Annotated in this window: 17 protein-coding genes; 5 read left to right on the top strand and 12 right to left on the bottom strand. The window is 37.6% G+C overall.

The window, feature by feature from the left end:
• Positions 1 to 3 precede the first annotated feature (3 nt).
• On the top strand, positions 4 to 237 hold the full coding sequence (locus C245_RS0114075; protein WP_017497245.1) for a hypothetical protein: 234 nt from the start codon (positions 4 to 6) through the stop codon (positions 235 to 237).
• Positions 238 to 538: 301 nt separating this feature from the next.
• On the opposite strand, the gene C245_RS0114070 is transcribed toward C245_RS0114075, so the two are convergent.
• Positions 539 to 2587, bottom strand: coding sequence for a pitrilysin family protein (locus C245_RS0114070; protein ID WP_026110063.1), 2049 nt, complete (start codon positions 2585 to 2587; stop codon positions 539 to 541).
• An 11-nt stretch (positions 2588 to 2598) separates the two neighbouring features.
• Positions 2599 to 3921 carry a pitrilysin family protein gene (locus C245_RS0114065; RefSeq protein WP_017497243.1) on the bottom strand — a complete coding sequence of 441 codons (1323 nt, stop codon included), beginning with the start codon at positions 3919 to 3921 and terminating at the stop codon, positions 2599 to 2601.
• Positions 3922 to 4194: 273 nt separating this feature from the next.
• Here C245_RS0114065 and rplU point away from each other — a divergent pair, with 273 nt between their 5' ends.
• Both rplU and rpmA read left to right on the top strand, forming a co-directional pair.
• Positions 4195 to 4644 (top strand): 50S ribosomal protein L21, encoded by a 450-nt coding sequence (rplU, locus tag C245_RS0114060; RefSeq protein WP_017497242.1) that lies wholly within the window; start codon positions 4195 to 4197, stop codon positions 4642 to 4644.
• An 11-nt stretch (positions 4645 to 4655) separates the two neighbouring features.
• Complete coding sequence (gene rpmA / locus C245_RS0114055; RefSeq protein WP_017497241.1) at positions 4656 to 4916, top strand: 50S ribosomal protein L27; 261 nt, start codon at positions 4656 to 4658, stop codon at positions 4914 to 4916.
• A gap of 231 nt (positions 4917 to 5147) precedes the next feature.
• Here the strand turns inward: rpmA and C245_RS0114050 are convergent, their stop codons facing one another.
• From C245_RS0114050 to C245_RS0114035, 4 genes are all read right to left on the bottom strand, one after another.
• Complete coding sequence (locus tag C245_RS0114050; protein ID WP_017497240.1) at positions 5148 to 6824, bottom strand: serine hydrolase; 1677 nt, start codon at positions 6822 to 6824, stop codon at positions 5148 to 5150.
• A gap of 75 nt (positions 6825 to 6899) precedes the next feature.
• The gene (locus C245_RS0114045; protein WP_017497239.1) at positions 6900 to 7712 is read right to left on the bottom strand and encodes an AraC family transcriptional regulator; all 813 of its coding nucleotides are present in this window, start codon (positions 7710 to 7712) and stop codon (positions 6900 to 6902) included.
• An 85-nt stretch (positions 7713 to 7797) separates the two neighbouring features.
• Positions 7798 to 10554 (bottom strand): AsmA-like C-terminal region-containing protein, encoded by a 2757-nt coding sequence (locus tag C245_RS0114040; RefSeq protein WP_017497238.1) that lies wholly within the window; start codon positions 10552 to 10554, stop codon positions 7798 to 7800.
• A gap of 52 nt (positions 10555 to 10606) precedes the next feature.
• Positions 10607 to 11188, bottom strand: coding sequence for a tRNA-(ms[2]io[6]A)-hydroxylase (locus tag C245_RS0114035; protein WP_017497237.1), 582 nt, complete (start codon positions 11186 to 11188; stop codon positions 10607 to 10609).
• 115 nt (positions 11189 to 11303) lie between these two features.
• Here C245_RS0114035 and C245_RS0114030 point away from each other — a divergent pair, with 115 nt between their 5' ends.
• On the top strand, positions 11304 to 12545 hold the full coding sequence (locus C245_RS0114030; protein ID WP_017497236.1) for a glycosyltransferase: 1242 nt from the start codon (positions 11304 to 11306) through the stop codon (positions 12543 to 12545).
• Positions 12546 to 12629: 84 nt separating this feature from the next.
• On the opposite strand, the gene C245_RS0114025 is transcribed toward C245_RS0114030, so the two are convergent.
• The 6 genes from C245_RS0114025 to porU all read right to left on the bottom strand — a co-directional run bounded on the left by C245_RS0114025 (position 12630) and on the right by porU (position 23172).
• Entirely contained in the window at positions 12630 to 14477 is a 1848-nt protein-coding gene (locus C245_RS0114025) for a hydrolase/aminopeptidase (RefSeq protein WP_017497235.1), read from the bottom strand.
• Between the two features lie 233 nt (positions 14478 to 14710).
• Positions 14711 to 16360, bottom strand: coding sequence for a pyruvate dehydrogenase complex dihydrolipoamide acetyltransferase (locus C245_RS0114020; RefSeq protein WP_017497234.1), 1650 nt, complete (start codon positions 16358 to 16360; stop codon positions 14711 to 14713).
• Positions 16361 to 16364: 4 nt separating this feature from the next.
• Complete coding sequence (gene pdhA / locus C245_RS0114015) at positions 16365 to 17363, bottom strand: pyruvate dehydrogenase (acetyl-transferring) E1 component subunit alpha (RefSeq protein ID WP_017497233.1); 999 nt, start codon at positions 17361 to 17363, stop codon at positions 16365 to 16367.
• A gap of 158 nt (positions 17364 to 17521) precedes the next feature.
• Positions 17522 to 18004 (bottom strand): cytidine deaminase, encoded by a 483-nt coding sequence (gene cdd, locus C245_RS0114010; RefSeq protein ID WP_017497232.1) that lies wholly within the window; start codon positions 18002 to 18004, stop codon positions 17522 to 17524.
• A 78-nt stretch (positions 18005 to 18082) separates the two neighbouring features.
• A complete protein-coding gene (gene porV / locus C245_RS0114005; protein WP_017497231.1) occupies positions 18083 to 19291 on the bottom strand; it encodes a type IX secretion system outer membrane channel protein PorV in 1209 nt (402 codons plus the stop codon).
• 41 nt (positions 19292 to 19332) lie between these two features.
• The gene (gene porU, locus C245_RS0114000; protein ID WP_026110062.1) at positions 19333 to 23172 is read right to left on the bottom strand and encodes a type IX secretion system sortase PorU; all 3840 of its coding nucleotides are present in this window, start codon (positions 23170 to 23172) and stop codon (positions 19333 to 19335) included.
• Positions 23173 to 23385: 213 nt separating this feature from the next.
• On the opposite strand from porU, the gene gldJ reads away from it, so the two are divergent.
• Entirely contained in the window at positions 23386 to 25074 is a 1689-nt protein-coding gene (gene gldJ / locus C245_RS0113995) for a gliding motility lipoprotein GldJ (protein WP_017497229.1), read from the top strand.
• The last annotated feature ends 23 nt before the right edge of the window (positions 25075 to 25097 follow it).

Below are 25097 nucleotides of genomic sequence, written 5' to 3'. Positions count from 1 at the left end.
ATTATGAGTACAAACACCCTTTCGAAAGAAACAGAATTGAAGTTGATTGATTTCTTCAACAAGTCAGTAGATCCTGAATTTATGGCAAAGACCATTCGAAAAGTAAATTATCTTCTTGCCTTAAGTATGATGAGAGAATGTGAAACATTTGAGACAGACAAAACAAGCCTTGAAAATGGCTTTTACTGGCTGAATGAATTAGCAGAAATTTTAAATCCATATCTGGAAACTGAATGATTAAAATTAGAAAGGCTGTCGTAACTGACAGCCTTCTTTTTGTTTTGTCGCCCTGAGCGGAGTCGAAGGAAGCGGAGTCGAAGGGCGCACCAATTGGAATGGGGGCTTCGACTTCGCTCAGCCGGACAAAGCTTTGACTTCGTTTGGTCTGACAAAGCTTTGTTTTGGGTCAGTTTGACAAAGCTTCGATTTCGCTCTGTTTGGCAAAAAAAGAAAAGGCTTAGTCAAAGTTTTAAACTCTGACTAAGCCTCAAAAAAATCTTAGCGCCTCAGCACCTTAGTATCTTAGCATCTCAGTATCTTACAAGAAATCTGCTTCAGAAACTCCTTCGTTAATCTTAATGTCAGACATTTTGATATCTAATTCAAAACCTACATTCTGAACGATATTGAAAGGAATTTTAACTCCCTTTACGTCTTTATAATCGTTGAAGTTGGTAATTTGCGTTGCTGATTTTCCGCCTTGTTCACGAACTTTTGCTTCGGCAAGTTTCAATCCTGATGCAACGTCATAGAAATAAGTTGTTTTACCGTCTTTGATAGCGTAGGCATCTTTACCGTTTATTGGTTCGATACTTTCTACTTTTAAGTCGGTTCTTTTTACAAGTTGAAGTTCTTCAAACGGAGCAGCGCTGGCTTTCATTTCGGCAAGATCATTTCCTTCAAGGTTTTTGCGTTGTCCTTGTTGCTCGATATAAGCGCCTTTATCATTTACAACCTGTTTCATTAAATTCATTGGTCCCATCGCAAGAGATACCATCATTTTTCCTTTTGAATCTAATTTAGAAGTAAAAGTCAATGGGGAAGGAGCTTGAGGAATAGTAGTAGATCCTGTCATCGAAAGTGTTTTTACAGTAGCAACTACTTTTTCTCCACCAATTGCTTTAAGGTAGTTTTCGAAAACAGTTTTGGCAGTAATTCCGGCTGGAACTTCTTTTTTAGTTACTGGTTTTTCAACAGGATTTCCGTATTTATCGAAGTAGAAAATCGGAATTTGAAGTTTCTCTAAACCTGTTAGCACATCAGATCCTTTTCCGGCAATTACGATTCGCATATTGTCCAGCATGAAATATTTGTTGGCAACACGATAAACATCATCGGCAGTAACACTGTTGATGGTTTGAATGTATTTTTCGTAGAAATCGGCAGGAAGTTTTTCTGTTTCAATGTTTAAAGCATATCGTGCAACAGTTTGTGGTTTTTCAACCTGCATTACAAAACGTCCAATATATCCCGCTTTTACATTTTTCAAAATATCTTCAGAAACTTTTTCAGTTCTGATTCTTTTGATTTCTTTTACAAATTCTACCACTGCACTATCCGTAACCGTATTTCTAACGGCAGAAGAAGCTTTGAATTTAGTTACATATTTTCCTCCGTCGATACTTGATCTTGCGCCATACGTCCAACCGTGTTTTTCACGTAAATTCATGTTCAGGTAACTGTTGAAATCACCACCTAAAATTTGATTTGCAATCACAGCAGGGAAGAAATCAGGATCGCTCATTCTCAAATTCACCGTATTCACCAATGAGATTTCAGATTGAACGGCATTTGGAACGTCAACAAAATCAATTTGAAGTTTAGCAGCATTTTCAGGAGCCGGATAGGTGTTTTTTGGCGTAGCCTGTTTTTTCCATCCGCTAAAAAGTTTTTCTACAGCAGCTTTCGTTTCTTTAAATTTAACATCACCTATGATTACCAAATAAGCATTTTCAGGAACAAAATAGGTCGCATAATTAGACTGAACATCAGCAAGAGTCACATTTTTTACTGTTGCCTCTGAAAGATATTCTCCGGATGGATGGTTTTTTCCAAACGCTAAAACGTCAACAACTCTGCTGGCAATTGCCGGAACACTTTTTTCGTCGGCTTTAAGTCCTTCGATTAATTTTGCTTTTTCTTTATCAAATTCTGATTGCGTGAAGTTTGGCTGTAAAGCTCCTTCTGCTAAAAGCTCCAGAACACGTCCAGAATATTTAGAAAGTGAACTTCCGGAAGCTCCTGATGAAGAAAAATTAATATTTGCTCCGTAAAAGTCGATTTCTTCGTTAAAAGCTTCTTTCGTTATTTTTTTAGTTCCGTTACCAATTAAGGCGCTTGTTAATTCGTCAACCCCTTTTTTGTTTCCTTCTGCAAAAGGAGCGTTATCAAGGGTTAGAGTAAAGCTTACTCTTGGTAATTTATGATTTTCAACGACCAAAACTTTCATCCCGTTCGCCAAAACAAAAGTTTGTGGCTTTTTGATGTTGACTACAGGAGAATTGCCTGGTTTTGGTTGTGGACGGTCTTGTGCTTGCATAATTCCAGTTAGGAATAAAAAGATTAAAAATGTATGTATTTTTTTCATGATTCGATGACTTAGTTTTGAGCTTTAGTTGAAGGGATATAGTCTAAAATTAAACGCTGGTTAGGGTTTAGGTATTTTTTTGCTACTTCTCTGATCTCTTCTCTGGTGATAGAGTGATAAAGGTCGATCTCGGTATTTATCAAATTAACATCTCCGTAAAGCAGATAGAAAGAAGCCAGATTTTCTGCGATTCCCTCTACTGTTGAATTGGCATTCACAAAATTATTATCGAATTTGTTTTGTAATTTTTGATAATCTTTTTCAGAAATTAAGTCCGTTTGAATTTTTACAATTTCTTCGTCCATTTCTTTTAAGATGTCGGCTGTTGTGTTAGGAGCCATGGGTAAGCCGTATAATATGTACATTCCATAATCTTCCTGACTAAATCCTACTGCTCCAATCTGAAGCGCCATTTTTTTGTCGTCTACAATTTTTTTGTACAATTTAGAGCTTTTTCCATCACTTAAATAAGAAGAAATCAAATCCAAAACTCTTGCATCTCTGGTTTTCATAGATGGTGTTCTGTACGAAGCAACTACCATTGGAATCTGAATGTTCGGATCTTCGTAAGTGGCTTTTATGGTCTGATTGATTGGCTCTTCTACGTAAGTTTGTTTTTTTAATTCTTCTCCTTTTGGAATTGGAGCAAAATATTTCTGAATCCATTCTTTTGTTTTGGCTTTGTCAAAGTCACCTGCCACCACTAAAACAGCATTGTTTGGGGTGTAGAATTTTTTATTAAAAGCCTGAAATTCTTCAAGAGTTGCAGCATCCAGATCCTTCATGGAACCAATAGTGGTCCAGCGGTACGGATGTTTTTTGAACATGTTTTCTTTTACAACCGGCAAGATGTTTCCGTAAGGCTGATTGTCATAACGCAGTCTTTTTTCTTCTTTAACTACTTCATTTTGAGTGTCAACTCCAATTTTATTGATAATCGGATGCATTAATCTTTCCGATTCCATCCATAAGCCAAGTTCTAAGTTGTTTGAAGGTAAAACTTCGTAGTAATAGGTTCTGTCGTCAGTAGTGTTGGCGTTGTTTACACCTCCATTTGCCGTAACGATCTTCATCCATTCGCCGCGTTTGATATTTTTAGTTCCTTCAAATAATAAATGTTCAAAGAAATGTGCAAAACCCGTTCGGTCCGGACGTTCGTCTTTTGATCCTACATGGTACATAACCGAGGTAATCACAACCGGAGCAGAAGGATCATTATGCAAAATTACGTGCATTCCGTTGTCTAAATTGTATTCTTCAAAAGCTACCTTTTGAGCATGAGCCACTCCGCCGAGCATTAGTGCCGCACTTAACATAATGATTGAATTTTTCATAAAGATTAATAAATTTATATTTACCTAATAAATAGGTAGTCAAGAGTTGATTATCGTTACACCAAAAATAGTTTTTTTTAATTAGCATTTAGGGAAATAGGGATGAAATGATTGAATTTTAACAGTATTTTACTTCTAAATAGCTTTTTTGGAATGAAGAAACGTCTTGAAAAACAGTTATAAAGCAGAAATAAATATTTTTAGAATAAGGGATTGCACAGTAAATTATTAGTTGTATATTTGCAACCTTAAAAATCAATAAATCAATTTGGTATGTATGCAATCGTAGAGATAGCAGGGCAACAATTTAAAGTAAGCAAAGACTTAAAGGTTTATGTTCACCGTTTGGCTAACGAAGAAGGTTCAAAAGTTTCTTTTGACAAAGTTCTTTTATTAGACGATAACGGAAATGTAACTTTAGGCGCCCCAGCTATAGAAGGTGCTTCAGTAGAAGCTAAAGTGTTACAACACTTAAAAGGAGACAAAGTTATCGTTTTCAAAAAGAAAAGAAGAAAAGGATACAAAAAGAGAAATGGTCACAGACAATATCTTACTCAAATTGTAATTGAAGGTATTACTGCAGCTGGTGGAACTAAAAAAGCAGCAGCTAAAAAAGCGGTTGTAGCTGAAGAAGTATCTGCTGAAGCAGAAGCTCCAAAAGCAAAAAAAAGCAGCTCCAAAAGCAAAAAAAAGAAGCTACTAAAGAATAATAACAATATTTAAACTCATACGTCATGGCTCACAAGAAAGGTGTCGGTAGTTCGAAGAATGGTAGAGAATCAGAATCAAAACGTCTAGGCGTTAAGATTTTTGGTGGTCAAGCTGCTATTGCTGGGAACATCATCGTTAGACAAAGAGGTTCAAAACACAATCCAGGTGAAAATGTTTACATCAGTAAAGATCACACACTACACGCAAGAGTAGCAGGAGTTGTTAAGTTCCAAAAGAAAAAAGATAACAAATCTTATGTATCTATCCTTCCATTCGAAGCATAATCATTAGATTACTTATTACAAAAACCCGTTCATCTTTGGTGAACGGGTTTTTTTGTGGGATGATGAAAGGTTAAGTTTAAAGTTTCAGGTTTCAAGTTCAAAGTTTCAAGTTTAAAGTTTCACGTTTTGATATTTAAGTTTAAAACTAAGATCTGTAATTGAATCACGATGTCCGGCTGAGCGAAGTCGAAGCCCTTGCTCAGCCGGACTTGGATCTGTTTTTTAGAGCAACTACTTTTGTTTGTTTGCTAGTATTGCTGGTAAAATATAATCTTGTACAATGGTGTCAGCTTGTGCGTGCCCATAAGGTTTGTTGTAGGCTTTTGAGGTAATGATTACTACAAGCGGAAGATTTTTGAAAATCATAAACTCATTCCCTCCATTACCGGCGCAATAATAGGTTTCGTAAGGAGTGTTTTTAAAAGTGAAAGTTTTGTTCCAAAATAAGTAACCATAGAATTCACTTTGTCTTTCCGGAATCTGAATTTGGTGCGTAAGGGTTTTTTGAACCCAATCGGCAGTTAAGATTTGTTTGTCCTTCCAAAGACCGTTATTTTGATACAACTGTGCATATTTTGCATAATCCAGAGAAGTCATTTGAAGGCTTCCTGCAGTATTTGCTACTTTTTGAGGGGTATATTGCCATTGATAGTGGGTGATGTTTAAAGGCTTAAAAAGTTTTTCATCGGCATATTTGTCTAATCCTCCGGGAACGGATTTGTGAATGATGTCGCCTAATAAAACAACTCCGGCTGTAAAATAATCCCATTGACCGCCATTGGTTTTGGATTTGTCCATAGGTAAGTCTAAAGTAAATTTCACCCAATTATCGCTAGGGTACATGTTTTCTTCGTTCCCGGGAGAATCGCTATTTTGATCGGATCCTTCAAAAGCAGCACTCATGGTGAGTAAGTCTTTTATTTTTACGTTGTCTTTTTTGGAGTTGTAATTTGCAAAACTCTTTAAATCATAGAATTGGTCTAATGTCTGATTTTCGTTTTTAAGATAGCCATCGTTTATGGCGATTCCGGCCAAGGTTGATGCAAAAGATTTTCCTGCCGATCGGGTGTCGTGCAAAGTGTTTCTGTTAGATTCATTAAAATATTCTTCAAGCAGTAGTTTTTTATCGTAGACGACAACGATACTTGTGATTTCCTTCAAATTGTAGCTGGCAATAGCAGCATTGAGTTTTTTAATTTTCTTCTTATCAAAAGCAAAATTCGAAACTTCCCAGTCACTGTTAGGTTGGATAGGTTGAACTTCGATTTGTTTGGCGGTTAGTTTCGGAGCTTTTAAGATAAGCTGAACTTCTCCTTTTGCAATTAAATCGCCAGTTTTAATCTCATTATTTTTATCGGATTTAAGGTAAGGACGAATTTCTATTTTTAGTTTGTGCTTGCCGTTGGTTAGGGCTTTTTCTCCGCCATTAAGTTTGAATCTTTCCCACAAATAAATAGACCACCAATCTTCTTTTTTTGTACTGGTTAAAGGAACTCTAAAGGTTGTTGAAGTGTTTTTACTGCCTGCTGATCCAAAACGGCATCCGTAGTTAAGATTTTCGGTGTAGAGCAGTTTATTGTCGATGTAAAAGGCAAACTGAAGATTTCCGGTTGTTAGAAGTTGATCTGCGGATAATTCAGGATTCAATTGGTGCAGGTAATTGATGACAGAGTTGTTCATGAAAACTCTGATATTCAAATCGGATTTGTAGGTTAGCTCAAAAGATTTCAGAATATCAGATTCTTTATACTGCTCCAGAGGAATGTTGCCCTTCATAAAAGTAACTTTACCAATGTTGTTTTTATGCAGTTCGGTTGTAATCTCATCGGGTTTGAACAGATCATTGTTTTGTGCCGAAATTATGCCATTGCAAAATAGTAAGGCAAGTAAGAGAAAGTGTTTTGTCATTTGATTGATTGTAAGATTGAAAGGCAAAGTTAGTCTGCAATAAATTCTAAAAATTGTACAGGATTAACATCTGACTTATTTTTGGAACAGTATTTTTTTGTGTTCGGAAGGATTCAGGCCGTTTATTTCTCTAAAGGATCTGGTTAGGTGGCTCTGGTCAGAGAAGCCGCATTCGTATGCGATTTCGGTTAAGGATTTGCTTTGAAGGGCGATGAGCGAGAGTGCTTTTTCGACTTTTAATTTTCGTATGTACTCTCCCAGATTGCAATGAAAATACTTTGAAAAATCTCTTGAAAGATGAATAGGGTGGATGCCTAGTGTTTTAGATAAATAATCAAGTGTAATGGTTTCGGTAAGCTGATCGTGAAGGATTTCATCAATCATTGTAACCCATTTCGGATTTTTATGTTTGATGGATTCAAAATCACCATTTAGTTTGGATAAGATTTCAATTAACAGAGTTTGTGTGGAAAGGTCAAAATGAAAATCGTCAATTTTGGTTGCCCTGAAAATTTTATACATCAAAAGTTTGATGTCGGGGTTCAGGACAGTTGTGCTTCCTTGCAGGTTGTTGCTGTTTAAGGAGAGGTCGTCAAACCATTTTTTCTCAATTTCAAGATGAAAACCTCTGGTAAAGCCTTCCGGTTTAATGTTGTAGTGTGGTTCTTGCCAGTTATGAAACAAGAGGCTTCCAGGAGCGCAATTGTAAACCTCTTTTTTGTTTCCTTCAATTACATTGCCCTGCAGGATAAAAGTAAAGTAAGCATGCTCATGATAATGCCAGTCAACTGTAGGGTGTGTGTATACGGTATCAGTCAACGTTATTCCTTCAAGAGAAATCGTTTTGTTGGTCTGGCCGTAAAACTCTCCTTTTTTAGATTGTTTCATGAGTGCGTTGCATTGCTATTCAAAACTATAAATATAATTTGATTTAAAACAAAAAACCTGCTCATAATGAACAGGTTTTCTGATTTTATTCTTCAGTATCTTTTGTTTCTTCTAAATTTTGAGATTTTCTTCCCACTTTTATTTTTGGATTATCCTGAGTTCCGGTAATGGTTAACGGAATTCCAAAAATTCCTAACGGAGGAAGGCCTAGACGCATTTTCAGGTTTAGTTTTCCGTCCAGACTTGTGGTACCTTCGATTCTTGGTCGGAAGCCTGCAAACTTAAACTTAAAACGTTCTACCGTCATGATGTTGTTTTTGATGGTGGTTTTAATATCTACCTTCGAAAGATCCGGATTTTTAATTGACTCTGTATTGGTTTGTTTGCTTACCGCGCTAAACATTTTCAATCCGCGAACTTTTACATCTTTTATCGAAAGTGTTCCTCCGCCTGCAAGCGATGGATAAACCGGAGACATATTGCTGTTTAAACGTCCTTTTAATTGGTAGTCTAAAGAAACAATTCCTTGTGCTTTTTCGGCAGCGCTTGCCATTTTTCTAAAAACTTCGATTTCGTTGTAGGCCTTTTTGATGTCAAAGTCAGAGGCTTTAATCGCATAGTCGAAATTGGCTTTTTTAGGAGTTATCGCCTGATAATTGGCATTCATGCTAACATCACAGCCAATTAGATTGAAACCGGTATTCTGCATGTTCAGTTTACCTTTGTTCATGCTTAGATTTCCAACAGCATTTAAAAGATTCAATTTGTCAAAATTTACTTTTTGAGCGTTGGCTGTAAACTGCAGATTCAAATTGGTTGGAATAATAATTACACCGGTTTGAGCTGGCTGAGCCTTAGGCTTGGTCTCTGTTGTAGTTGCTGTAGCAGCAGTATTTGTTGTGGTACTCGACATAAATTCGTCCACATTGATATATCTTGAAGTCGATTTAAAAGAGCCTTTTAAAACACCGGTATTGGTAGTAGCATAGTTGAAAACGTTCTGCAGGTAACCATTTAACCTGAAATCAGATTGACCGTAGGCAGCCAAAAAGTTATTGAAGGACATTTTATCTTGATTGATTTTGAAAATACCTTCTTTGATGATGAATTTCTTCGGAAGATATTCAGAAGTTATTCCAATATTTCTAAGTTCAAGTGTTCCTTTGTTGTACAGCTTGCGGTAATTTCCTTTCTCGGCATCGCTTTGTTTTCCTTTTAAAACCAAATCGGCTTTTACGAAACCGTCCAGGTCAAGTCCTTGCTGAGAAAAAACTTTGTAGATTTTGTTTACGTCCAGTTCTCCTTTGGCTTTGATGTTGTAAGCCAAATCATTAAAATTGCTAAGATCGGCTTCTACGAAAACAGGTTTTCCTTCAAAAGTAAACTGAGCAGGTTTTAGGTTTATTTTTAAATCACCAAAAGTCCCTTTAGGGTTCTCAATCTTAGATTTGATGGTGATGTCTGTGATCGGATTTGGGTAATAAGGTGTTTTTAGGTAACCGTTTACCAAGTCAATAGTTCCGTTGGTAACGGGAAGAAGTTTGTTTTTTAAGTCAAATTTTCCGTTAGCTTTTACGTCACCAGCCAGATTTCCTTTTAAAACGATATTCGGAATTCCAAGTGCCTGCATTAATTTTCCAAGATCAATTTTGGCCTTAAAATCGGCGTTAATATCCGGGGTTTTTATGCCTTTTACGTAAAATTTTGATTTCAGATAATCCTGCTTGATGTTTAAAGACAGATTTTTGGCATCGACAATTAGCAGATCCGGATTTAAAGACGGTACTTTTGTTTTGATCTCTAAATTTAAATTGGAAACCGGAAAGGCGCTTTTGTTATAATTGACAAATCCGCTGTCTATTTTCACATCCAGATTAAGATCCGGTGCAATGTTCTGTGCGGCAATATAGTCTCCTTTTAAAGTTAAAAGCAGGTTGGTATTTCCTTTTAATTCTGTTTTCGACAGCCAGGTAATGTATTTTGGAGGGAAGGCGGTAAAAACATCGTGTAAATCACTGTTGTCTGATTTGATCACAAAATCCATATTATAACCGTCTTTCAGGAAGTCGAATTTCCCTATAAAGTCGACCACAAGATCATTTATTTTAAGGTTATTCTGTTGGAAATAAAAGGACAGGGAGTTGACGTTGACTTTTGTAATCAAATCAGCGTTCACTTTTTTATTCATTAAATAAGGTTCATTTTCATAAACAATATTCAATTTTTCAATTTTCGCTTTCGAATACAAATCAAAAACAGCTTTGTTTAGATCGCCTTTTCCTAAATAATCAAATCCGAATGCATCAAAATGGATTTTGGTTGATTTGTCATCGTAAACAATTTTACTGTTTAAAATTTCAATTCGTTCCAGTTTTAAAGCGGTTTCGGTACTGTCTTTAGGAGTTTCGGTCTGAGAATTTGACTTGTAAATATTGTAATTGGCTTCTCCTTCTTCGTTTACTTTTACATTAATAAAGGAATCTGATAAATAAATCTGATCGATTTTTACCTCTTTGCTGAAAACCAGACTGGCTACATTGATCCCAAACGAAACTTCTTTCGCAGTGATGAATTTTTCTTTTGTATAAGGTGCCGATCCGTTAAGGTGTAAATCGCTTAAGGTTAAAGTAAGCGAGGGGAAATGTTGAAAAAACGAAACCGAAACATCAGAGTAATTTAATTCTGCGCTCAGTTTTTCGTTAGCGGTTTTTTTAATTTGTTCCTTGATTTGATCTTCAAAAATAATGGGAGTAAGGAATAGTAGTCCTATAATGACAACAAAGGTAATCCCAAGGTATTTGGCCGTTTTTAGTAAAATGGTCTTTATTTTATTTGTAGACATAACAAGTTGTGGTATTTATAGGTAAAAAATGAAAATCGAGTTTAAAAGAATATTATCCGTGTACGGTTTCGCTTTTTCCGTAGTTGGTAATAATTGAACCTTCAAATTCAATCCATTCTTTCCAGCGTTTATCAATATCGATATTGTCGGTATATTTTCGTGCAAAACCTAAAAATGTAGTATAATGTCCGGCTTCAGAAATCATTAAATCACGATAGAATTTAGCCAGTTCTTCGTCTTTTATGTTTTCAGAAAGTACTTTAAAACGCTCACAGCTTCTGGCTTCAATCATAGCCGAAAACAATAGGCGGTCGCAAAGAGCGTCTCTGCGGCTTCCGTCTTTTTTCATGAATTTAAAAAGCTCATTTACATAGTGATCTTTTCGTTCACGCCCCAATGTCAAGCCTCTTTTTTTGATAATATCGTGCACCATTTGTAAGTGCTCGAGCTCTTCTCTGGCGATTACAAGCATTTCGGTAACCAATTCTTCCAGTTCAGAATTGTAAGTCACTAAGCTGATGGCATTTGAAGCTGCTTTTTGCTCGCACCACGCATGATCCGTCAAAATCTCTTCGATATTTGATTCTACTATATTTACCCAGCGTGGGTCTGTGGCTAATTTTAATCCTAACATAATTGATTCCGAAATTTGTATTGTGCAAAATTACTCATTTTTATGACCAAAAAACAGGAAATTCCATGTGAATACGCTCAAAAAAGCATTATTTTGTAGCTTGAATGGAATGTAAATGAATCAAGTGAAAAAACTTTTAATTATCGGTTCTGTCTGGCCCGAACCGAATTCGTCTGCTGCCGGAGGAAGAATGATGCAGTTAATTTCTATTTTTAAACAAAATAAATTTGATATCACATTTGTTAGTGCGGCATTAGACAGTGATTTTATGGTGGATTTGTCTGAGTTTGGAGTAGCAAAAAAAAGCATTGAGCTCAATTCGGCTAGTTTTGATGATTTTGTAAAGGAACTAAATCCACAAGTTGTCCTTTTTGATCGTTTTATGATCGAAGAGCAATTTGGATGGAGAGTGGCGGAAAACTGTCCTGAAGCGATTCGGATTCTCGATACCGAAGACTTGCATTGTTTACGCGCTGCCAGACAAAAGGCTTTTAAAGAAAACCGAAAGTTTGAAGTGACAGATCTTTTTTCTGAAGAAGTAGCAAAACGAGAAATTGCCAGTATTTTAAGATGTGATTTGTCTTTGATTATTTCGACATTTGAAATGGATGTTTTAAAAGACAAGTTCAGAATCAGTACCGATTTGCTTTTGTATCTTCCTTTTTTGACAGATTCGATGTCTGAAGATGGTCTTTTGAAATTGCCATCATTTGAAGAAAGGAGTAAGTTTGTTTTTATTGGGAATTTCTTTCATGAGCCTAATTGGAATACGGTTCAGTACTTAAGAGAAGTAATTTGGCCTTTGATCAAAAAAGATTTCCCTACAGCTGTTTTGGAAATTTACGGCGCTTATCCGTCGCAAAAAGTATTGCAAATACATCAGCCTAAGAATGGATTTTATATCATGGGAAGGGCAGTGGATGCTGTCGAAATCGTGAAAAATGCAAGAGTTGTACTGGCGCCAATTCGTTTTGGAGCAGGTTTAAAAGGGAAATTGTTGGAAGCTATGCAATGCGGAACGCCAAGTGTGACTACTGCAATTGGTTCTGAAGCGATGCATGCTAATTTGCCCTGGAATGGTTTTATAGAAGATGATGCAGCTGAATTTGCTAAGAAAGCAATTAGACTTTATCAGGATGAGAATCTTTGGTACGAGGCTCAGAAAAAGGGAATTGTAATTATCAACGAGTGTTATTTGAAAGATAAATACTCAGATGGATTTATGTCTGTGGTAAATTCGTTGTTAATGGATTCTACAAGTCATCGTCTGCATAATTTTATGGGCAGTTTATTGCAGCATCATGCTTATAAAAGTACCATGTACATGTCAAAGTGGATTGAAGCGAAGAATAAGTAAGTATTTAGTCGCAGTTTACAGCTCTCAGTCTCAGTTTTCAGTAACCGGGACTGAAAACTGAGACTGCAAACTGAATACTGGATACTATTTCAAAATGCCTTCAACAGCCTGAATAGTTGTCGCATGGTAACCTGATTTTGCTTTTTCGAAAATCTGTTTAGCCCACACTTTTCCTTCAGGAGTTTTAACCATTTCTTTGTATAACATCATTACCGATCCGGTTCGGCTTATTCCGATTAGAAATTGCTCAATAGCAGGATTGGCTGCTTTGTATTGATGTTCAATGGCCTGAACAAACCACTGACGTTTGATGATGAAATTACCGCCTTTTGTAAAGTTGAATTCTTTGTCGATAGCTTCCATCTCTTTTACTGTAATGTCAGCTGGAAGATGATCTATAAAATGCTGTTTTTCGGCAGTTGTTGTAATTTTTTTGCTTAGACCTGTCACACCTGTTTCTCTCCATGTTTTTTGGATTTTATCAATCGCATCAAAGTCAGGAGAACTTACCGGAAGGATGTTTGACGGAATTCCCGGTTTGTAAATCCATTCGTCCAGTTTTATTTTATCTGCCAGAGCCTTGTCGCCTTTAATAAGGTTTTCGTTAATGTATTTTACGAAGTCTTCCGTTGTGATCGATTGGAAAGCATGTGAGTCGAAATAGTTTTTAATAAACGGATCGAATTTTTCACGACCAACAGCATTCTCGATAACTCTTAAAAAGGCATACCCTTTTACGTAAGGAATCATGCTGATACCATCGTCCGGATTTCTTCCGGTAAGACTAACTTTCAATCTCGTATCCGGATTGGTGTCTCCGTATTCAGCTACATTATCGACTAATTCTTTGTTTGTGATAACGTTTTGCATTTCAAATTCTTTCTTTCCAAAGATAGCTTCTCCAATTCTGTGTTCTACATAAGTCGTAAATCCTTCGTTTAACCAAATATCATCCCAGGTGGCGTTGGTTACTAAATTTCCGCTCCAGCTATGTCCTAATTCATGTGCTAAAAGACTTGTTAGAGAGCGATCTCCGGCAATAACGCCCGGAGTAAGGAAAGTTAAGTTTGGGTTTTCCATTCCGCCATAAGGAAAGCTTGGAGGTAAAACCAGTACGTCGTAACGTCCCCAACGGTATGGTCCGTATAGTTTTTCGGCAGCGCCAACCATGTTGCCTAATTCGGCAAATTCCCATGCTGCTTTTTTCAGCAAAGAAGGTTCTGCATAAACTCCGGTTCTTTTGTCGATAGATTGAAATTCAAGATCTCCAACAGCGATAGCCATTAGATAAGAAGGAATTGCTTTGTCTTGTTTGAAGGTGTAAATTCCGGTGTCATTTTTCTTTTGCGGATTAACAGCGCTCATTAAGGCTATTAAATCTTTTGGAACCGTAACTTTTGCATTGTATGTAAAACGAATGCCCGGTGAGTCCTGGCATGGAATCCAGGTACGGGACCAAACACTTTCGCCCTGAGAGAAAAGAAATGGTTTCTTTTTGTCTGCTGTTTGTTCCGGAGTTAACCATTGTAGTGCCACTGCGTCTTTGGTAGTGCTGTAGTAAATGTTAACTTTAGTAGTGTTGGGTTCGATGGTAATGTGAAGTGGTTTTCCGTGAAATTCTACGTCGGTACCAAGTTTGAATTTTGTTTCTTTTTCTTCGTCTCCTAAGGTTACTTTGGTAATGTTAAGGGTGTTTTCGTCGAAGATGATTTCGTTTCCTTTGCTAATGTTGTCAATTTGCCACGACGCTTTTCCGGTAATGGTTTGTGTGTCAAAATCTACTTTGATATCGAGATCAAGATGTTTAACGACGGCTAATTCCGGCTTAGAATAGCTGTGTTCGTCAATGACGGCTGTATTTTTTTCAGTTTGTTCTTTTTTCTGGCAGGCAAGAGCTGCTAAGAATAAAGCTACAAGAGTTATTTTCTTCATTTTTATATGTTTTGGATTTGAGGATGAAAATTAAACAAAAAATCCCGTCCCGAAAAACTTCGGGACGGGATTTTATTATGAGGGTGTCTTCGACTTCGCTCAGACGGACATTCGGCTTTGCTCAGACGGACATTCGACTTCGCTCAGACGGACATTTGGATTTGCTTAGACGAGGTCTTCGATTTTACTCAGACAAATGTTCGACTTTGCTTAGGCGGACATGGGCATAAAAATTATGCTAACATGGTCACCGGGCTTTCGATGTATTGTTTTAATGTTTGTAAAAACTGAGCTCCGGTTGCGCCGTCGATTGTTCTGTGGTCACATGCTAATGAAAGCATCATGGTGTTTCCAACTACAATCTGACCATTTTTCACTACCGGTTTTTCTACAATTGCTCCTACAGAAAGGATTGCAGAGTTTGGCTGGTTGATGATTGAATTGAATTCAGTGATACCAAACATTCCAAGGTTAGAAACGGTAAAAGTACTTCCTTCCATTTCCTGTGGTCCCAGTTTTTTGTTTTTCGCTCTTCCGGCAAGATCTCTTACGCTTGCGCCAATTTGAGATAAACTCATAGCGTCTGTAAATTTCAATACAGGAACTACTAATCCGTCTTCAACTGCTACAGCAACACCAATGTTTACGTGGTGGTTGATGATGATTGCATCTTCTTTCCACTGAGAGTTAATTTTTGGATGTTTTTTCAAGGCTAAAGCACAAGCTTTAATTACCATATCGTTAAAAGATACTTTTGTATCCGGAACCGTATTGATTGTTGCTCTTGCTCCCATAGCTTCGTCCATGCTTACTTCGATCACTAAGTTGTAGTGAGGTGCTGTAAATAAAGATTCTGCCAAACGTTTTGCGATAATTTTACGCATTTGAGAGTTTTTGATCTCTTCTGTGAAAACTTCTCCGGCAGGAACAAATACTTTTGGTGCAGCAGGTGCAGCTTCTTGTGGTTTAGCAGCAGAAGTTGTAGTTGCAGTAGCTGCAGCAGGTGTTTGTGCAGCAGGAGTAAAGTTCTCGATATCGCTTTTCACGATACGTCCGTTTTCTCCCGAACCTTTAACCTGATTTAATGAAATTCCTTTGTCAGAAGCAATTTTCTTCGCTAATGGCGAAGCTAGAATTCTTCCTCCGTTTGAAGTTTCGGCTACCGTTTCTGTTGCTTTTTCAGCAGCAGGAGCAGCTTTAGTTTCTTCAGTTGCAGGAGCGCTTACAGCACCTCCGGCAGTGTAGTTTGCGGAAATTCCTGAAACATCAGTTCCGGCAGGTCCGATGATCGCTAATAAGCTGTCAACAGGAGCTGTATTTCCTTCCTGAATTCCAATATATAATAAGGTACCAGCATTGAAAGACTCAAACTCCATAGTAGCTTTGTCTGTTTCAATTTCTGCTAAGATATCTCCTTCAGCAACAGCATCACCTACTTTTTTCAACCAGGAAGCTACTGTTCCTTCAGTCATTGTGTCGCTCAAACGTGGCATAGTAACCACTACAACACCTTTTGGTAATTCAGTGGCTGCTTTTGCAGGAGTAGCAGTTTCTGTTTTAGTTTCTGCAGCAGGGGTAGCTTCCGCTTTTGGTGCTTCTGCAGCAGGAGCAGCACCACCGGCTAAAAGAGCAGAAATATCTTCTCCTTCGTTTCCAATGATGGCTAATAAAGAGTCGACAGGAGCAGTTTCTCCCGCTGGTATTCCGATATGTAAAAGAGTTCCTTCGTTGAAAGACTCAAATTCCATTGTTGCTTTGTCTGTTTCAATCTCAGCTAAGATATCTCCTTCGCTAATTTTGTCGCCTACTTTTTTAAGCCAAGTCGCTACCGTTCCTTCCGTCATAGTATCGCTCAAACGAGGCATTGTAATAATTGTTGCCATTGATTTATAGTTTATGAGGTGTGAATGGATAGTCTTCTTGTGCGTATACTACATCGTACAATTGTTGTAATTCAGGATATGGAGATTCTTCAGCGAATTTCACACATTCTTCAACCAGGTCTTTTACTCTTTGGTCGATTACTTCGATTTCTTCTTCTGTAGCGTATTTTTGATCCATAATTACATCTAAAACCTGAGTAATAGGGTCAATTTTTTTGTATTCTTCTACCTCTTCTTTAGAACGGTACAATTGTGCGTCAGACATAGAGTGTCCTCTGTAACGGTACGTTTTCATTTCAAGGAAAGTTGGTCCGTCACCACGACGTGCTCTGTCGATTGCTTCTGTCATTGCTTCGGCAACTTTTACCGGGTTCATTCCGTCAACAGGTCCGCAAGGCATTTCGTATCCTAAACCAAGTTTCCAGATGTCGGTGTGGTTTGCTGTTCTTTCAACAGAAGTTCCCATCGCATAACCGTTGTTTTCAACGATAAATACAACCGGTAATTTCCATAACATTGCCATGTTGAAAGCTTCGTGTAAAGAACCTTGTCTCGCAGCTCCATCACCAAAATAGGTCATAGTAACTCCGCCAGTGTTGAAATATTTATCAGCAAAAGCTAAACCAGCTCCAACAGGAATTTGTCCACCTACGATTCCGTGTCCTCCGTAAAAACGGTGTTCTTTAGAGAAAATGTGCATAGAACCTCCCATACCTTTAGAGGTACCGGTTGCTTTTCCTAAAAGTTCTGCCATTACGTTTCTAGGATCAACTCCCATACCAATTGGCTGTACGTGGTTTCTGTAAGCAGTAATCATTTTGTCTTTGGTCAGGTCCATAGCGTGTAAAGCTCCTGCTAATACAGCTTCCTGACCATTATATAGGTGTAGAAAACCTCTAACTTTTTGTTGAATGTATAATGCTGCAAGTTTATCTTCAAACTTCCTCCAAAGTAGCATGTCTTCGTACCACTTTAAATATACCTCTTTTGTAACTTCTTTCATCTGAATTCTTTCTTTTGCTAAAGTTTGTTTGTGTTATCAATTGTTGCCTGTAACGCAAAATAGTTTCCTCCCACAAATTTGCGCCCGAAAGGTCGGGATGCAAAAATAAGACATTCCTAGTAAGAAGTAAAATTTAAAAGCTACTTTTTGGCTTTTTTTTACAAGAACTTTTTATCAAACATAAACGGGAGTAAATTTTTTAGAGATGCCGATTTGTAAACTTCGCCGATTTCTCCCATAAAAAAGATTTCAATAGGGGTGTCCTGTCTGATCTCATACTCTGCAATAGATTGACGACAAGATCCACAAGGTGGAATCGGTGCTGTAGTCTGATTAGTGTCTGAAGCTGCTGTAATAGCCATTTTTAGAATTTTGGCTTCCGGATATACACTTCCGGCATGATAAATGGCAACGCGTTCAGCACATAATCCTGAAGGATATGCTGCATTTTCCTGATTAGATCCTACCACTATTTTTCCATTGTCTAAAAGTAAAGCAGCTCCAACCCGAAATTGAGAATAGGGCGCATAGGCTTTTTTGCGAACTTCGACCGCCTGACTCATTAACTCCTGAATGTCTTTTGGGAGTTCTTCAAGGTTGTTATAAATGTTGAAGGATGATGTAATGCTTATTTCTTTCATTTCTGTTTAAGGGAAAAAAAATCCAAATTCCTGAAGAAACAGGAATTTGGATTGTTATTAATTTTTTATTTTCTGGTTTTAATATACTTCGTATTTGTCGCCAAAGTTAAAGGTTAAAGAAAAACGAAGTGTATTTTCTAACGGATTTTTAACTTTTGATGTTGAAAATAAATACGAAACGTCAACTTTTACTACATTGTATTTGAATCCTGCTCCTAAAGAGAAGAATTGTCTGGCTCCTTTTACAGGACTTTCATGAAAATATCCTGCTCGTATGGCAAAAGCATCCTGATACATATATTCTGCACCTACACTATAAGTGATTTCTTTTAATTCTTCACTGAAACCACCCGGAGCATCTCCGAAAGATTTAAAAATTCCGGATACCCAGCCAATGTCTTTGTAGGTTTTGTATTTTGCTGCGTCAGCTTGCGACTGAGAAATGTCTCCCGGATCTGTAAAATCACCGTCACCATTTGCATCTACAGGAGTTCCCGGTCCCGGAGGTGTTGGAACTAAAAGTTTGGTAAATTCAACGCTAAGGCCTAGTTTGTTGTAATCGTCTAAGATGAAATCAAAACCTCCTCCTAATCTAAGGTTGGCAGGTAAAAAGTTGGAGCTGATATTGTCGTTATCGTAGCTTATTTTTGGTCCAAGATTTTGCAGGTTAAAACCACCTCTCCATCTTCCGTTAAAATCAGCATAAGCAATTTCTTCTGATTGGTAGAATCCGGCAACGTCTATGGCAAAAGAGCTTGAAGCTGATGCATCGATTTCTTCAGAAGCAATTTTCAGATTAGAACGAATGTATCTTGCAGCTACTGCCATTGAGAATTTCTCGCTTAATTTCAAAGAGTAAGAACCGTCTAAGGCAAACTCATTTGGAGAAACGATTCTTGCGGCTTCATTTGGGTCTCCGGTTGTTCTTAGTTCAATATCCCCAAAGCCAAAATAACGGAAGCTTCCTGCAAAGGCACTTCGTTCGTTAATTTTGTTGTAATAGGTTGCCTGGCCTAATGAAATATCATTGGCTAAGTCTGTCAAATAAGGGGTGTAGCTGATAGAGAATCCTTGCTTGTCTACTGAGAAAGCATATTTCGCAGGGTTCCATTGTTGTGAATAAGCGTCGGCTGATGTAGCGACCCCCTGATCGGCTAAACCTGCAGCTCTTGCGTCGGCTGCGACTAGTAAAAAAGGTACTCCTGTAGTAATAGGGCGTTCAATGTTTTGAGCTTTTGCGTACGGAATAATTAAAAGGCAAATTAATAGAAGCGATATTTTTTTCATTTATGTTAGGTATGGTGTTGGTGATACAAATATATAGAATATTATAAAATGACAAGCTTTTCGTATTTTTCTGCTTTTTTATTTGTTAAATTAGATTTGACAGTGAGTTTGTAAATGTATACGCCTTTCCCGATTCGATCGCCAAAATCATCTTTCCCGTCCCAGGTTATATCTCTCGATAAGAAACCTTCTGTGGTGACGATTTGGTTTTTTGTCCAGACTACTTTTCCTGTTATAGTCATGACCTGAACTTGCACATCCAGAGGTTCATAAGGTCTGTTGTGTGAAAACCAAAATTGCGTATAGGTTGAAAATGGGTTAGGATAATTAAGAACGTGTGTTAGGGTCAGCGATTCATTTCCAACAACTATAAATTGTATTTCACTAGTTACAGGATTGTTGTAAACGTCCCATGCTGTAAATGTTATCGTGTGCATTCCGGCAGCAAGATTTCGCAACGGAAAACGTAAATTTCCATTGGTGTAATCGTCAAGTTTTGTCTGATAATAATCATTTAGAACAAAAGGATTGCTTACATCGCCGTCCAGTACTGCTGTAATATCATGCCCGATTCCGCTTGCTGTATTGATTCCATTTTCATCTTCAAGAAACGCCAGTAAAAAGGGCGATTCATTTGTAATTCCTCCCGATACAAAAGTTTCATCGTTCATATATAACTTCACTTTTGGACTTATATTGTCCTGTGGAGCATTTTCATTTATTCCTCCAATTTTTATATTGGTGTTGTAACCTGATTGATTTTCAAGTGTTTGGTTTTTTCTGGCGTAAAAACTGATTCGGCCATAATCAACAGGAATACGGATGTCTCGGGGTACAACAAAGCTGAATTCAAACTGACCGTTGGTTACCGAAGCATTTCCTCTAAAAATAGTTTCTCCCAGTATTTTGAATGACATTGCAGGGCTATATCCATCATTATTTAGGGTGCTGGTAGTGATTAGCTTGTCAAAGATGGCAGTTGCCAGTTCGCCATTGTAATTGCTTAACAGCGTGTTGTTTTCGTCTGTTATTTCTCCTGTGATTTTAATTTTTGACAAAGATTTGAAATCTGGAATAGGCTGAGAAATCGCAATGTCATTTATTTTGGTTAAATTAATTTTTGGTTTCGGAATGGCAAGCATCAAAGCAGGGTCGCCAATGTAAAAAATGACATTACTGGATGAGCTTGGATTTTCATTTTTAGAAATTCGAAGCGCTTCGGCGATGCTCGTGTATTGGTTAGATCCGTATGAAAACAGGTTTTTGTTCAGGTTGTCATTGAAGTTTTCTGCATTGTATTGTCCTATGGCGCGAATGGTGGTTAACATGGAGATGGCGCCTCCTTTTGGATTCCAAAAAGTATATTCTCCTGCGGTTGGTCTTGTTGGGTCATCAAATCTCGAAAACTCGCAGGTTATCGTAATGAATAAGGGGTATTTGTATTGATTGTTCAGGTTTTGACCGTCTGATTTTTCCCAGATTCTTTCGGCTGCGAGACCGTCTTCGCCACCATGTCCAAGATAGTTAAAGACTAAAGCGCCTTTTTCAAAAGCATTAAATATATCGGTTCTTGCCTTCGGGTATCTCGATCCTCCTGCGGAAGCTTCCTGGGTGTAGGCGTCGAGGAAAATCTTTTCTACGTTTAAAAATGGTTTTTGGGTAGAGATTGCATCGGCCAGGGTATTCTGGCGTGATTGTAAGCTTGCGTCTGAGCTTCGGTCAGAGTCATCGCTTACCATGACAATATTGTTGCGCCAGTTTCCAAATGATTTTTGGTCGTGGTATTCTAAAACTTTGTTAACCATTTCTGCTGCCTGAGCATTGTCTGAAATTAACATTCTGCCTACTGCGATATCAATTCCTCCAAAAGGGAAAACGACAACACCTTCATTGGCATCCATAAGTCCGTAAAAATCATCTGAGGCAAATGAGGCTTCTCCGGTAGAGTTGCTGATGACGGACTGATATACTGGTACAATGTTGGTGTTGTTTGTAATTCGGTCTTTGTAATCAAATGAGGCGTCTCCGAACAGATTCACATATTTGAGTCTTTTCTCGGAAGCTGAGGCATTATTGTAGAGGTATCGAATGCAGTTTCTAATGGCAGCCACGTCTTGCTTTCCTGAAGAGAATTCCTGATAGATGTTTTCCAGCGGAATTACCTTTACATTTAAATTAGAATTTATCCGGTGGAAAGTGGCTAGTTTTTCAGCTTGAGAAACAAGGTTTTTTGGCGTCACAATTATATAGTCGATATCTTGAAAACTGTTTTGAGCATTCCTGAAAAGTGTTCCTTTTAAATTTTGGTTCGCGACTTTAGGTTGGCTTTCTTTTAAAGGAGCGTAATAATCGGCAGGGTCAAGGGCGATGTATGTTCTGATTTCACCCAATGATGCCTTAAAGCTTAAGTTAGCCTGGTTGTTATTTTCTATTTTTAAGGTGTTAGTGGGGTCTGTAACGTCCCAAATTTGAGAAATAGCCGCAGCATTTCCGATGGTGTAATTGGCTATTCCGGGAGTTGAACCTGCTAAATTGTATTGAAATCTGAATTGTTTACCGATGCCCAGGAGTTTTCTTTTGGCAGTCAGATTTATGAAGTCAAGATATCCTTTTGATCCCGGAACTCCATTGTTGTTGTAGGTGAGTTTTATTTTTACATTTTCGGCTCCGGTAAAGGCTGCGTTGGATGGTAATTCCTGATTGTGATATTTGATATCAGAATTTAGTGCCAAGGCTTGAAAATTAAGATTGCCTATATTTTGTCCGTTGGCAGAAATGGTAAACGAGGTAGGAGTATAGGCTGCTGAGGCTGCTTTGAGTTCTATTTTTACAGGTACTGAAGTGTCGATGTTGGGAAAGTTAAAGCTGAATTCCTGTTCCTGAGTAATGTCAAAAGATTCTCCGCACCACTGACGCCCCAGATGGGCAATGTTTATTTTGTCGATTTCATGAAATTGATAATCGTCGAAAGTATTGAGCTCTAAAGTGCTGTTGCCGGTGGGTTGGTTTAGAGGAGCGATTCGTTTTCCATCACCACCTGTAGTGGTAATGTAATAATAGGATTTGGTGTCGTACAAGTTCAGGTTAGTCTGGCTTTCTGTGCTCCAGTTTTCAACGCCTTCACCATAAAAAAGAATATAATCTTCGTTGTTGAATACGCCGTCTGTTTCGCCAACGATCTGAATCGCATTTTCTGCCAGATCTTCCGGATAATACGTGTTGTTGGCAAGAGGAAGCATTTTTCCTCCATTTCCATAAATTTTGATTCTCCTCGGGTCTGTTTTTCCGGGGTCAAATCCCAGGCTTTGAAGGAAAGATCTCGAGATTTTGTAGACGCCCGATTTTTCAATGTAAAAACGATACCAGTCTCCCGTGGCTAATACAGAACTGTAAATCGTATTTGCTTTTTGAAAGGAAGAAGTGTTGTTGTTTTTTGCAGCGCTATCAGTCGTTTTTTTGTAAGAAAAAGAACGGATTCGTTTGAAGCTGTTTCCTTCTTTTACAATAGGAGATAATGATAAAAATACCTGCTTTAGGTCTCTTGAGGTAGTTGTTTTAAGAGTCTCATTTGGTTTTTCAGGGATATTCTCGAGCGAAAGGTCACCCAGATCGGCAGTTGAAACGGATTCGTAAACTACATTGAAAATTTGAATCGAATTGTAGTTTGAATAACCGGATTCGGTCAGATTGAGCAGTAATATTATGCTTTTTTTAGTAGTATCATACCGAAAACTGTTTCCGGAAAAATACGGTATTTTTAATTTTGAGTCGCCAAAACTCATCTCCTTTTTGTTTTGCCAATCTAACGTAAAGTCACCATTTATCTGGGAAAATGAGATAAATGGAAGGAGAAAAAGATATAAGATGAGGACTTGTTTCATTAGCGAATAAAACGGTTTTTAATTAAAAATATTTTAGTAGGTAAAAATATAGTATTTCATGTTACAGTAAATAATAAAAAGTATATTTTTGCGTTCGTAACAATAGGTTATTTTCTGGTAAAAAACAGCGAAATAAAATTATTAGAACAGATGTTGCCAATTAAATGTTAATTATTATATTGCAGCACCTAAATTTATCACCTAAGAATGAGTATGAAAGTAAACAAAATTGTAGTCTTGCAATTAATGATGTCAATGGTATTGATGTTAGGCACGGCTAGTTGTAGCAAAAAATCGAGTTCCAGTCATGCCTCCAGGGCAACTGGTTGGGACGTAGACAGTCAGAATGGAACTGCTGCCAGAAATGCAGGAAAAAAACAACAGGCTGGTCCTGGTTTAGTTTTTGTTGAGGGAGGTACATTTACGATGGGTAAAGTACAAGATGATGTTATGCACGATTGGAATAACACACCAACTCAACAACACGTTCAGTCATTCTATATGGATGAAACTGAAGTTACGAACGGTATGTACTTAGAGTACCTGGAATGGTTAAAGAAAGTTTTCCCACCAACAGAAGAAAATTACAAGAATATTTACGAAGGAGCATCTCCTGATACTTTAGTATGGAGAAATCGTTTAGGATACAACGAAACGATGACAAACAACTACTTAAGACACCCATCTTACGCAAACTACCCGGTAGTAGGTGTAAATTGGATTCAGGCTGTTGAATTTGCTAAATGGAGAACTGATCGTGTGAACGAAGCAGTTTTAGAGAAAAACGGTTACCTTAAAAGAGGAGCAAAAACTCAGGATGTTAGCGCTGAAAGTTTATTTAATACAGAAGGTTATGTTGCTTCTCCAAGTACAACTTACGGAGGTAATGAAGAGCTTGTATTGAAGAAAAACCCTAGCGGAAGAAAAAAACCTAAAGCAGGTAAAGACGGTGTTGTTCAGGAAGAGAAAAATGTATATGCACAACGTTCTTCAGGGCTTATTTTGCCGGAATACAGACTTCCTACCGAAGCGGAGTGGGAATATGCTGCTGCTGCCGATGTTGGACAAAGAGAATACAATATCTATAAAGGACAAAAGAAATATCCTTGGTCTGGTGATTACACACGTTCTTCAAAACGTAAAAACAAAGGAGATCAATTGGCTAACTTCAAACAAGGAAACGGTGATTACGGTGGAATTGCAGGTTGGTCTGATGATGGTGCAGATATTACAAACTCTGTAAAAAGTTACGCCCCTAACGATTTTGGATTGTATGATATGGCAGGAAACGTTGCCGAATGGGTTGCTGACGTTTACAGACCTATTATCGATAACGAAGCAAATGATTTCAACTACTTTAGAGGAAATCAATATGCTAAAAACAAAATCGGGAAAGATGGTAAAATTGAAATTATTACTAAAGATAATATTCAATACAAAACATTAAGTAACGGTAAAAAAGTAGCAACAAATTTACCTGGAGAAATTGCTCAGGTTCCTGTTGATGAAAATGAAACTTACTTAAGAACTAACTTCGATACAAGTAATAACATCAACTACAGAGACGGAGACAAGCAATCTTCTAAATATTTTGATTTCGGAGATTCTGAATCAGGATCAAAAGCAGATCAGACGATGTACAACTCACCTAAACACAATATCACAACAGATAGTTTAGGTCAGATGGTTAAGAAATATGATAACTCAAGTAAACGTACAACATTAATCGATGATAATGTAAGAGTTTACAAAGGTGGTTCATGGAGAGACAGAGCTTATTGGTTGGATCCGGGTCAAAGAAGATATTTCCCTCAGGATATGGCAACTGATTACATCGGATTTAGATGTGCAATGTCTAGAGTAGGTGCTAAATCTGAGAAAAGAAAATCACCTAGAAACTAAATTCTAGAAAATTCAATAAAAAA

This window comes from Flavobacterium sp. WG21, from assembly GCF_000335775.1.
Lineage (GTDB): Bacteria > Bacteroidota > Bacteroidia > Flavobacteriales > Flavobacteriaceae > Flavobacterium > Flavobacterium tructae.
The sequence above is the reverse complement of the archived record's forward strand: the minus strand, read 5'-3'. Positions and strand labels throughout refer to the sequence as shown.

Excerpts from the sequence above, each read along its gene's own strand:
- C245_RS0114065 (WP_017497243.1), bottom strand. The coding sequence starts at position 3,921 with ATGAAAAATTCAATCATTATGTTAAGTGCGGCACTAATGCTCGGCGGA.
- C245_RS0114070 (WP_026110063.1), bottom strand. The coding sequence starts at position 2,587 with ATGAAAAAAATACATACATTTTTAATCTTTTTATTCCTAACTGGAATT.
- rplU (WP_017497242.1), top strand. The coding sequence starts at position 4,195 with ATGTATGCAATCGTAGAGATAGCAGGGCAACAATTTAAAGTAAGCAAA.
- porU (WP_026110062.1), bottom strand. The coding sequence starts at position 23,172 with ATGAAACAAGTCCTCATCTTATATCTTTTTCTCCTTCCATTTATCTCA.
- C245_RS0114025 (WP_017497235.1), bottom strand. The coding sequence starts at position 14,477 with ATGAAGAAAATAACTCTTGTAGCTTTATTCTTAGCAGCTCTTGCCTGC.
- C245_RS0114050 (WP_017497240.1), bottom strand. The coding sequence starts at position 6,824 with ATGACAAAACACTTTCTCTTACTTGCCTTACTATTTTGCAATGGCATA.
- C245_RS0114030 (WP_017497236.1), top strand. The coding sequence starts at position 11,304 with ATGAATCAAGTGAAAAAACTTTTAATTATCGGTTCTGTCTGGCCCGAA.
- C245_RS0114075 (WP_017497245.1), top strand. The coding sequence starts at position 4 with ATGAGTACAAACACCCTTTCGAAAGAAACAGAATTGAAGTTGATTGAT.
- C245_RS0114035 (WP_017497237.1), bottom strand. The coding sequence starts at position 11,188 with ATGTTAGGATTAAAATTAGCCACAGACCCACGCTGGGTAAATATAGTA.
- C245_RS0114020 (WP_017497234.1), bottom strand. The coding sequence starts at position 16,360 with ATGGCAACAATTATTACAATGCCTCGTTTGAGCGATACTATGACGGAA.
- porV (WP_017497231.1), bottom strand. The coding sequence starts at position 19,291 with ATGAAAAAAATATCGCTTCTATTAATTTGCCTTTTAATTATTCCGTAC.
- rpmA (WP_017497241.1), top strand. The coding sequence starts at position 4,656 with ATGGCTCACAAGAAAGGTGTCGGTAGTTCGAAGAATGGTAGAGAATCA.
- cdd (WP_017497232.1), bottom strand. The coding sequence starts at position 18,004 with ATGAAAGAAATAAGCATTACATCATCCTTCAACATTTATAACAACCTT.
- pdhA (WP_017497233.1), bottom strand. The coding sequence starts at position 17,363 with ATGAAAGAAGTTACAAAAGAGGTATATTTAAAGTGGTACGAAGACATG.
- gldJ (WP_017497229.1), top strand. The coding sequence starts at position 23,386 with ATGAAAGTAAACAAAATTGTAGTCTTGCAATTAATGATGTCAATGGTA.
- C245_RS0114045 (WP_017497239.1), bottom strand. The coding sequence starts at position 7,712 with ATGAAACAATCTAAAAAAGGAGAGTTTTACGGCCAGACCAACAAAACG.
- C245_RS0114040 (WP_017497238.1), bottom strand. The coding sequence starts at position 10,554 with ATGTCTACAAATAAAATAAAGACCATTTTACTAAAAACGGCCAAATAC.